General features: G+C 71.7%; 9 protein-coding genes. 7 read left to right on the top strand and 2 right to left on the bottom strand.

Going from position 1 to position 6,623, the window contains the following annotated elements; genetic code table 11:
* The first annotated feature begins 268 nt into the window (after nucleotides 1-268).
* From VFO68_RS04910 to VFO68_RS04885, 6 genes are all read left to right on the top strand, one after another.
* Nucleotides 269-682 (top strand): hypothetical protein, encoded by a 414-nt coding sequence (locus VFO68_RS04910; protein WP_325156945.1) that lies wholly within the window; start codon nucleotides 269-271, stop codon nucleotides 680-682.
* An 80-nt stretch (nucleotides 683-762) separates the two neighbouring features.
* Nucleotides 763-1,083 (top strand): hypothetical protein, encoded by a 321-nt coding sequence (locus tag VFO68_RS04905; RefSeq protein ID WP_325156944.1) that lies wholly within the window; start codon nucleotides 763-765, stop codon nucleotides 1,081-1,083.
* A gap of 52 nt (nucleotides 1,084-1,135) precedes the next feature.
* Nucleotides 1,136-2,323 carry an efflux RND transporter periplasmic adaptor subunit gene (locus VFO68_RS04900; RefSeq protein ID WP_325156943.1) on the top strand — a complete coding sequence of 396 codons (1,188 nt, stop codon included), beginning with the start codon at nucleotides 1,136-1,138 and terminating at the stop codon, nucleotides 2,321-2,323.
* An 11-nt stretch (nucleotides 2,324-2,334) separates the two neighbouring features.
* Nucleotides 2,335-3,042, top strand: a complete 708-nt coding sequence (locus tag VFO68_RS04895) for an ABC transporter ATP-binding protein (protein ID WP_325156942.1) — start codon at nucleotides 2,335-2,337, stop codon at nucleotides 3,040-3,042.
* On the top strand, nucleotides 3,039-4,238 hold the full coding sequence (locus VFO68_RS04890; RefSeq protein ID WP_325156941.1) for an ABC transporter permease: 1,200 nt from the start codon (nucleotides 3,039-3,041) through the stop codon (nucleotides 4,236-4,238). Before VFO68_RS04895 ends, VFO68_RS04890 begins: the two co-directional genes overlap by 4 nt.
* Nucleotides 4,231-4,749 carry a hypothetical protein gene (locus VFO68_RS04885; RefSeq protein ID WP_325156940.1) on the top strand — a complete coding sequence of 173 codons (519 nt, stop codon included), beginning with the start codon at nucleotides 4,231-4,233 and terminating at the stop codon, nucleotides 4,747-4,749. Before VFO68_RS04890 ends, VFO68_RS04885 begins: the two co-directional genes overlap by 8 nt.
* On the opposite strand, the gene VFO68_RS04880 is transcribed toward VFO68_RS04885, so the two are convergent.
* Complete coding sequence (locus tag VFO68_RS04880; protein ID WP_325156939.1) at nucleotides 4,746-5,489, bottom strand: demethylmenaquinone methyltransferase; 744 nt, start codon at nucleotides 5,487-5,489, stop codon at nucleotides 4,746-4,748. The genes VFO68_RS04885 and VFO68_RS04880 overlap by 4 nt on opposite strands.
* 72 nt (nucleotides 5,490-5,561) lie before the next feature.
* On the opposite strand from VFO68_RS04880, the gene cpt reads away from it, so the two are divergent.
* On the top strand, nucleotides 5,562-6,116 hold the full coding sequence (cpt, locus tag VFO68_RS04875) for a chloramphenicol phosphotransferase CPT (protein WP_325156938.1): 555 nt from the start codon (nucleotides 5,562-5,564) through the stop codon (nucleotides 6,114-6,116).
* Here the strand turns inward: cpt and VFO68_RS04870 are convergent.
* A partial coding sequence (locus tag VFO68_RS04870) for a 2Fe-2S iron-sulfur cluster-binding protein (RefSeq protein ID WP_325156937.1) occupies nucleotides 6,075-6,623 on the bottom strand: 549 nt, incomplete at its 5' end. The two genes, cpt and VFO68_RS04870, sit on opposite strands and share 42 nt — an antisense overlap.

The following is a 6,623-nucleotide window of genomic DNA, read 5'->3' as shown; positions in this document are numbered from 1 at the left end:
GGCTCGACGACGGTGACACCGTGCTGGCCTGGGCCCGGGACGGCGACGGCCTGCGGGCCGCCCTGCGGGGCGTGGTCGCGTCCGACTTGTGACCCGCGGGGCGGTCACACACGGTAGGTTCTGCCGCATGACAGGTCCTATCGAGCCGGAAGGCCAGCGTCCGGCGTACGAACCGATGCCAAGCGCTCCGCCACCCAGCGAACGAGAGATGTCCATCGCTCCCGTGGCGGCCCCGAAGTCGGTGGAAACCGCATTCAAGTTGTGGCTGGTGAGCGTCGGGATCAGCATCCTGACGATCATCCTGACGTTGACGGTCAGCCGGTCGGCCATCGAGGATGCGGCCCGGGAAAGCCTGCGCAGGTCCAACGGGTCGTTCACCGAGTCGGACGTGGACGCGGCGGTCACCTTCAGCATCGTCTTCACCGTGATCGTCGGCCTGATCTTCATGGGGTTGTTCCTGCTGTTCGCCTACAAGATGCGGGCCGGCCGCAACTGGGCCCGGATCACGCTCACCGTCCTGGGGGCGCTGGGGATCATCTCCAGCCTGGCCAACCTGCGGCTGGCGGGTGGCCTGGAACTGGTCATCTCGCTGATCCAGGCTGCCGTGATCCTCGGTGCCATCGTGTTCATGTACCGCTCGGACTCCAACCAGTACTACAACGCCTCGGCGCGGGCGCGCTGAGCCGGCTCCGTCACGTTCGGGGGTCCTGACCCCCGAACGTGACGGTCGGCGTCTCGCCTGCGCATGAGAAGCTGACAAACGTGAGTGCGCCGCCCATCGCAGACGAGCCTGCCGCGGACCTGTTTGCACCAGCCCGTCGTCCCCGGTCCCGGCGACCGCTGCGGGTCCTGCTGGCCGTCGCCGAACTCCTCGCCGCGGGCTTCGCCGTCTGGGGCGCGTTCTGGTGCTGGCCGCGCGGGATCGCCACCATCACGCTGGTGCTCGAAGACGGCACCCAGCTGGTCTCCACCCGCTACTTCGGCAACTGGATGGCGGCCGCGATCGGCCTGTGCGTGCTGGCCGGGCTGCTCGTGCTGGACGCGGTGCGGCACCTGACGAAAGTGATCCGGGCACCCAGCTAACTCCCAGGCTGTTCCAAGCTCACCCGCACCTACGCTCGCCAGCATTGGCCGCATGCGGAAGAAGCGGATTCTGGCGATCAACGTCGTCCTGGTGCTCGCACTCGGCGCGGCCGGCTGGGGTGCCTACACGCTGCTGTGGCCCAGCGAAGAGAGCAGCGCGAACTCCGGTGTGCGCACCGTGGCCGCGACCAGGACCAGCGTGGTCGAGACCGTGTCGGCGGCGGCCACCGTGCAGAGCGCCTACACCGCGGACGCCGACTTCGGCACGTCCGGCACCGTCACCGAGATCAACGTCAAGGTCGGTGACTCGGTCGCCGCCGGGCAGCAGCTCGCCAAGCTGGACGACACCGAGGCCCGGCAGCAGGTCACCGTCGCCCAGTCCAACCTGGCCGCGGCACAGGAGGACCTGGAAACCGCCGAGGACGCCGCAGGCGACACCGGCACGACCGGCCAGGGTGGCGGCAACGCGCAGAGCGTCGCCGCCGCCGAGGCCAAGGTGGACCAGGCCAGGCTCGCCCTCATCCAGGCCAAGGACGCCCGGACCGCGACGGTGCTCACCGCGCCCGGCGCCGGCACCGTCACCGCGATCAACGGCAGCGTCGGGCAGCGCGTCGGCGGATCGGGCAACTCCTCCGCCCAGGGCAGCAGCGACAGCGACAGCGGCGGCAGCGCGTTCATCGTGCTCACCGACCTGGCCAACCTGGTGGTCCGGGCGAACGTCGCCGAGATCGACGTCAGCAAGATCAAGACCGACCAGGAGGCCACGGTCACCGTCAACGCGGTGCCGGACACCCCGGTGGCCGCGAAGGTGACCCAGGTCGACCTGACCCCGACGACCAGCAACAACGTGGTTCAGTTCGGCGTCACGCTCGGCCTGACCACCCCGCCGCAGGGCCTGCGGCCCGGTCAGTCGGCCAGCGTCGCGATCACCGTGGCCCGGGCCGACGACGCCCTCGCCGTGCCGTCCGCGGCGGTGCGCACCGCAGGCGGGCAGACCACGGTCACCGTGCTCGACAACGGGACCGAGTCCACCCGGACGGTCGAGGTGGGTGTGCGCAGCGAGTCGCTGGTGCAGATCACCTCCGGGATCTCCGAGGGGGACCAGGTGGTGCTGGCCACCTCCGGGGCGACCACCGGAGGCACCGGCGGGACCGGTGGCCAGGGCCGGCTCGGCGGTGGCACCGGCGGCTTCCAGGGCGGCCCCGGCGGCGGCGTGATCATCCCGGGCGGTGGCCGGTGAGCGAGCGATCGATGCCGAACCCCGTCATCGAGGTCACCGGGCTGCACAAGACCTACGGCTCGGGCGACACCCGGGTGCACGCGCTGCGTGGGGTGGACCTGACCGTCCAGCCCGGTGACTACCTGGCGATCATGGGCGCGTCCGGCTCGGGAAAGTCCACGCTGCTCAACCTGATCGGCTGCCTCGACGTGCCGACCGAGGGCCGCTACCGGCTGGACGGCATCGACGTGGCCGAGCTCAACGAGCGGCAGCTTTCCCTGCTGCGCAACCGGAAGATCGGCTTCATCTTCCAGTCCTACAACCTGGTGCCGCGCACCTCGGCACTGTCCAATGTAGAGCTTCCGCTGGTGTACGCGGGGCTGGGCCGCCGGGAGCGCCGGCAGCGCGCGCTGGCCGCGCTGGACCTGGTGGGCCTGTCCGACCGGGCCGGCCACCAGCCCAGCCAGCTCTCCGGCGGGCAGCAGCAGCGGGTGGCGGTGGCCAGGGCGCTGGTCAACGCGCCGGCGCTGGTGCTGGCCGACGAGCCCACCGGAAACCTGGACAGCGAGAGCACGGCCGAGGTGCTGGCGGTGTTCGACCGGCTCAACGCGCTCGGCCGGACCATCGTGGTGATCACCCACGAGGACGACGTGGCCCGGCACGCCGAGCGGGTGGTGCGGGTCAGCGACGGCCGGATCGTCGCCGACACCGCCGCGAGCCAGGTCTGGGCGGTGCGATGAACATCGTCGAGATCCTGCGCTTCGCCATCCGCGGCCTGACCGCGAACAAGCTGCGCTCCGGCCTGACCACGCTGGGCATCACCATCGGGGTCGGCGCGGTGATCATGCTCGTCGCGGTCGGCAGCGGGGCGTCGGCCGCCGTCGAGCAGAGCATCGCCGGGCTGGGCACCAACGTGCTCACCGTCGCCCCGCTGCGCGGTCCGGGCCAGACCACCGGCCGGCCGCTGACCGTCGAGGACGCCAAGGCGCTGGTCGACCCGCTCGGCGCGCCGGACGTCAAGGCCGCCTCCCCGGTGGTCACCACCTCGGTCACCGCCGTGTACGGGCCGGCCAGCCACGAGATCCCGCAGTTCGCCGGCACCTACCCGGAGTACTTCGAGACCACGAACAGCCCGGTGGCGACCGGCACGGGGTTCACCGACGAGGACGTGCGGGCCGCCCGCAAGGTCGTGGTGCTCGGCGCCACCGCGGCCGAGTCGCTGTTCGGCACCGCCGACCCGGTCGGCCAGCAGGTGCTGGTCGACAGCATCCAGTTCACCGTGATCGGGGTGCTCGCGCCGAAGGGCACCAGCGGGTTGCAGAACGCCGACGACAGCGCCGTCGCCCCGCTGACCGCGGTGCAGAACTCGGTGACCGGGTACGGGTCGCTCAGCCAGATCGCGGTGCAGGCGGTGTCGGCGGACGCCATCTCGGCCGCGCAGGCCGAGGTGACCGCGATCCTCAACGCCCGGCACCGGATCACCAACGCCAGCCAGTCCGACTTCCGGATCCTCAACCCGTCGCAGTTGCTGGCCGCGCGCACCGAGACCACCCAGACGTTCACCGTGCTGCTGGCCGCGGTGGCGGCGATCTCGCTGCTGGTCGGTGGGATCGGGGTCACCAACATCATGCTGGTCACGGTCACCGAGCGGATCCGGGAGATCGGGATCCGCAAGGCGATCGGCGCCACCCGGGCGGCGATCCTCGGCCAGTTCCTGGCCGAGGCGACCCTGCTGAGCCTGTTCGGCGGGCTGCTCGGGGTGGCCGTCGGGGTGATCGGCAGCCAGTTCCAGGTCGCCGGGATCGATCCGGTGGTGGTGCCGTCGTCGATCCTGCTCGCCTTCGCGGTGTCCGCCCTGATCGGCCTGTTCTTCGGCAGCTATCCGGCCAGCCGCGCCGCGTCGCTGCGGCCCATCCAAGCCCTGCGCCATGAGTGAGAGGAAGACCATGTCCGAACCGCAACCCCAGGACGACCTGCTGAACCGGCCGGTGGCCGGCGAGGACCTGTCCACCGAGCTGAAGCAGAACAAGCGGCCGGTGAACAAGCTGACCCTCGGCCTCATCGCGGCGGTGGTCGTGGTGGCCGCGTTCTTCGGCGGGATCGCCACGCACGCGGCGATCGCCGACGACGACCCGCGTCAGGCGGCCGGACCCGGCGGCGGCCGCGTGTTCAACGGGCCGGGCAACGGCGGCCAGGGGCCGCAGGCCCGCGGCACGATCGGCACCGTGGAGAAGGTCGAAGGCACCGACGTCTACGTCAAGACGCCGGACGGCCGCACGGTCAAGGTGTCCACCTCGGACTCCACGCAGGTCCGGGTGACCAAGGACGGCGGCCTGTCCGACCTGCAACCGGGCCAGACCGTGGCGGTGCAGGGCAGCACCGGCTCGGACGGCACCGTCTCCGCCCAGACCATCACCCAGACCCCCGCCCGGCTCGGCAACAACTAGCTACCCTCGGGGGGCTCGCGAGTCGCCGCCGGTTCGGCCTCGCGGGTCCCCGCCGGGGGGTTGACCGCGCGGTGCAGGGCGACCGCACCCAGGGTCAGGTTCATCCACTCGACCTCGTGCCACCCGGACTCGGCGATCAGTTCGGCGAGCGAGCGCTGGTCGTGCCAGTCGCGCATGGACTCGGCCAGGTACCGGTAGGCGACCGAGTTGGACGAGAACGGCCGGGCGACCCACGGCAGGGCACGCAGCAGCAGGTGGTGGTAGGCCCACCGGGCCGGCCGCCAGCCCGGCTGGGACACCTCGCAGATCACCAGCCGGCCGCCGGGCCGGACCACCCGGGCCATCTCGCGCAGCGCGGCCACCGTGTCGTTCATGTTGCGCAGCCCGAAGGACACCGTCACCGCGTCGAACACCCCGCTGCGAAACGGCAGGTGCAGGGCGTCGGCGGCGACCTTGGGCACGTCCCGGTGCGCGCCGCCGCGCAACATGCCCAGCGAGAAGTCGGCCGCCACGCACCAGGCGCCCGACCGGGCATACTCCACGGTCGAGACGGCGGTCCCGGCGGCCAGGTCGAGCACCCGCTCGCCGGGAGCGGCGTCCAGCGCCTGCCGGGTCGTCTCCCGCCAGCGCCGGTCGAACCCGAGCGTCATCACCGAGTTGGTGCGGTCATAGCCCTTGGCCACCCCGTCGAACATCGAGGCGACGTCGTGCGGGTCCTTGTCCAATCCGGCTCGGGACATGGTGGGAGCCTAGCGCCGGCGCGGAATCCAGATGCCGCCGCCAGACTGATCCCGTCCACCTAAGGTGGGGCGGTGACGTCGGTGATCGTGCTGAACGGCGGGTCCAGTTCGGGCAAGTCCGGCATCGCCCGGTGTCTGCAGGCGCTGCTGCCCGGACCGTGGCTCGCGCTGGGCGTGGACACGCTGATCGCCGCGATGCCCGCCGCCATGCGGGAATCGGCCGCAGGCATCGAGATCACGGGCGATGGCGCCGTGCACATCGGGCCGGAGTTCCGGCGGCTGGAGGATGCCTGGGTGGCCGGCGTCGCCGCGATGGCGCGGGCCGGCGCCCGGATCATCGTCGACGACGTGTTCCTCGGCGGGGCCACGTCGCAGCAACGTTGGCGGATCGCCCTCGCGGGGCTGGACGTGCTGTGGGTCGGGGTCCGGTGTGCGGGGCCGGTCGCCGCCGGCCGGGAGGTCGCCCGGGGCGACCGGGCCGGCGGAATGGCCGTGGCACAGGCGGAAGCGGTGCACCAGGGTGTGGTCTACGACCTGGAGGTGGACACCACGCACACCGAAGCGCTGGCGTGCGCCCGGCGCATCTCAGGCGTCGTAGTCGACGGTGACCTTGTCGGTGACCGGTAGGCCTTGGCAGGTCAGGACGAAACCGGCGGCCAACTCGTGCGGCTCCAGGGCGTAGTTGCGGCGCATGGCCACCTCGCCGGAGGTCACCTTCGCCCGGCAGGTGCCGCACACCCCACCCTTGCAGGCGAACGGCAGGTCCGAGCGAACCCGTTGGGCCGCATCGAGAATCGGGGTGTCGACGGGCAGCGACAGCGTCGTCTCCTTGCCGTCCAGCACCAGGGTCACCTCGGCGGTCGGTCCGTCCACTTCGGACTCGTCGACCCGCTTGGGCGCCGGCGGCGGCTCGTCGACGTAGAACAACTCGTGGTGCACCCGCTCGGCCGGCACGCCGCGGTCGGCCAGCACCCGCTCGGCGTCCTGCACCAGGCCGAACGGCCCGCACAGCCACCAGTGGTCGACGTCGGTCGTGGGCACGATCGTGTCGAGCAGGGCGGCCAGCCGGTCGGCGTCCAGCCGCCCGCTGAACAGTTCCACGTCGCGCGGTTCCCGGGACAGCACGTGCACCAG

The organism is Actinophytocola sp. (assembly GCF_035712165.1).
Classification (GTDB): domain Bacteria; phylum Actinomycetota; class Actinomycetes; order Mycobacteriales; family Pseudonocardiaceae; genus DASYTH01.
This window is presented reverse-complemented; position numbering and strand designations above follow the sequence as displayed.